Origin of the sequence: Neobacillus vireti (assembly GCF_036962465.1) — a bacterium.
GTDB lineage: Bacteria > Bacillota > Bacilli > Bacillales > Cytobacillaceae > Neobacillus > Neobacillus vireti_B.
In genome coordinates, this window is sequence record NZ_JBALNF010000043.1 from 80,962 (window position 1) to 83,446 (window position 2,485).

General features: G+C 37.7%; 3 protein-coding genes. All 3 read right to left on the bottom strand.

Annotated features, from left to right (window positions below):
- Positions 1–132 (bottom strand): YuiA family protein, encoded by a 132-nt coding sequence (locus V7077_RS18515; RefSeq protein WP_335504627.1) that lies wholly within the window; start codon positions 130–132, stop codon positions 1–3.
- A gap of 156 nt (positions 133–288) precedes the next feature.
- On the bottom strand, positions 289–780 hold the full coding sequence (locus tag V7077_RS18520) for an NUDIX hydrolase (RefSeq protein ID WP_335504628.1): 492 nt from the start codon (positions 778–780) through the stop codon (positions 289–291).
- A 123-nt stretch (positions 781–903) separates the two neighbouring features.
- Positions 904–2,121: an NAD(P)/FAD-dependent oxidoreductase gene (locus tag V7077_RS18525; protein WP_335504629.1), complete on the bottom strand. Its 1,218-nt coding sequence runs from the start codon at positions 2,119–2,121 to the stop codon at positions 904–906.
- Between the last annotated feature and the right edge of the window lie 364 nt (positions 2,122–2,485).

Here is a 2,485-nt window from a genome sequence, read left to right on the forward strand (position 1 = left end):
TTATTTATCTTTATTCTTACCCGTTCCTTCACAGTTTGGGCATGTCTCCGAACCGCCAAGTACTAATTGAAAATAACCCTTACCCTCACAATAATCACACGTTTTCGTTGTATCTATCGTTTCCACGGTCATCTCTTTCGCCTCCCTTGGATATTAACTTAATTTTCTGATAATATACCAAGAATTCACGAAAAAGAAAAGAGCTAAATTTATGCAAAATTCATTATGAAAACGGATACATGTAAGATTATCTTCCATTTACGATAGGTTGCTCAATTTATCTAAAAATTAAAAAAATAATTTATAAGAAGTGTAGCCAAACTGGTCTCCGGGGTTAATATCATTTGCTCCAGCTTTAATGACTGAGAGATTTTCTTGAATTAAATAATGTAATAGGATGGAGGCATCCTTTTCTATACTAAGCTCCTCTGGCGCCATAAACCGGGCTTCATACAATTCCTTATCTTGATGAGTAATGGTTAGCTTTCCGGTTGGCTCCAGTAAAAACACAAGCAAATTATCACTAATTTCCCCTCTGATTACACCTGTCCTTAGTCCAAGCAGCCCTTTAACCTTACAATCGATCCCCGTTTCTTCCTTCACTTCTCTAACAACAGCTTCATCAGCCGTTTCCCCTTCATTCACAAAGCCGGCAGGCAAAGACCATTGGCCTTTTAAGCCGCCATATCTTTTTTTCACAACAAGCCAGTGTCCGTCATTTGACTTAACTAATCCGGATACCGCCAGCCAAACCTTGCCACGTTTCTCATGAGTATTCATGTAACCCCTCCATTACAACCCCTGTTTTTATTATCATAGCAAAAAAGAACAGAGTTTCTCTGTCCTTTTTGAAAAAATGATAGAAGCTTGAACACCCTTTAAGGCCTTCCGCTTTTTTTTAGTTTAAAATAGATTAAATTTCCCTTTTTTCAATACCATACCTGCTCCGCCGATCATGTAAAGGGCACGATTATCGACCACTTTCTTCATAAAAGAAGCTTTTCCGCCGGTAAGTTTTTTGCCAAAAACTACACCAATTGCATCATCTTCACCAAGAGAGCAAACAGTCCCTTTATTATCGAATGTAAAGCTTTCTAATTCTGATTTATTACGAACTAAAGCAGCAATATTCTTAGCAGTCAATTCCGCTTGCTGCATCGCAATTTGTGCTGTTGGCGGATATGGACGATTGATTTCTTCATTAATAACTAGAGAGCTGTCACCAATGATGAAGACATGATCAAACCCAGGAACGCGCAAATCTGGTTGAACCTTAACACGGCCTCTCATTGCTTCAAAGCCTGATTTTTCGATAACAGAGTTACCACGTACGCCTGCAGCCCAAACAACCGTTTCAGCCTTAATTTCATATGGCTCTGCATCGCCTTTTGCTACAAGAATACCGCCAGGAACAGCTTCCTTAATTGCCGTTCCGATTAAAAATTCGACACCCTTACGCTCTAATGTAGAAACGGCGTAATTTACTAGTTCAGGATCGAAGCCAGGCAATACGGTTGGAGCTGCTTCTACACAATAAATCTTTACCTTATGGAAATCCACATCATATTCATGGCACAATTCTGGGATCCGATTTGTTAACTCGCCAAGGAATTCAATGCCAGTAAAACCAGCACCACCTACAACGATGGATAAGCGGTTATCATTCTTTTCCTCTTCCATATTGTACGTAGCAAATTGATATTCAATATGCTCACGTAATTGACGGGCAGAATTAACATTGGTAATACCAAATGCATATTCTTTCAGTCCTTTGATACCGAATGTTTCCGGTTCACCGCCAAGGGCAATGACAAGATAGTCATAATCCACCTCGCCTTTTTCTAGTACCACTTTCTTTTCGTCTTTTTTAATCTCAACCACAGTATCCTGAACAAAATCAACCTTACTGCGGTCGATGACATCACGAATATCATAGCGGACTTTATCATGATGTAGGGTACCCGCAGAGGCCTCATGTAACCATGTTGTCTCATAATGATAGTCATTTTTATTTACTAATACAATATCCGCTTCATTTACGCCAAGTATCTTCTGCAAACGAACTGTCGTCAGAAGTCCGCCGTAACCTGCACCAAGAATCACGATTTTAGGCTGTCTCAAAGTGATCACTTCCACCTTTTAAATTATATTTTTTATAAATGCTCTTTTTCTTATCTTCCACTGCTATGTCCAATTTTATTTTACTTAGATTAAATTTGCTGTATGTGAGATATTTCACGATACATAGCGAAAAAAATTATGTGATGTAATTCACGAATAGGAATAAAGAAAAAGAAATAACCATAAGTACTTAGAAAGCGAATGAGGAATTTTAAGGAACAAGAATGAATAATATGAATAGAGCTCATTCACATAACTGTACTTATTCTGTCACAATTTCTTAACAATATATTCACAATACATCTTATGCTAGTTTCTCACTATTTTCAAGCATTTATATAAATATTTTAGCTAAATTATTCAC

What these genes read in the sequence shown, in the direction of transcription:
- V7077_RS18520 (WP_335504628.1), bottom strand. Translation starts at nt 780, where the DNA reads ATGAATACTCATGAGAAACGTGGCAAGGTTTGGCTGGCGGTATCCGGA.
- V7077_RS18515 (WP_335504627.1), bottom strand. Translation starts at nt 132, where the DNA reads ATGACCGTGGAAACGATAGATACAACGAAAACGTGTGATTATTGTGAG.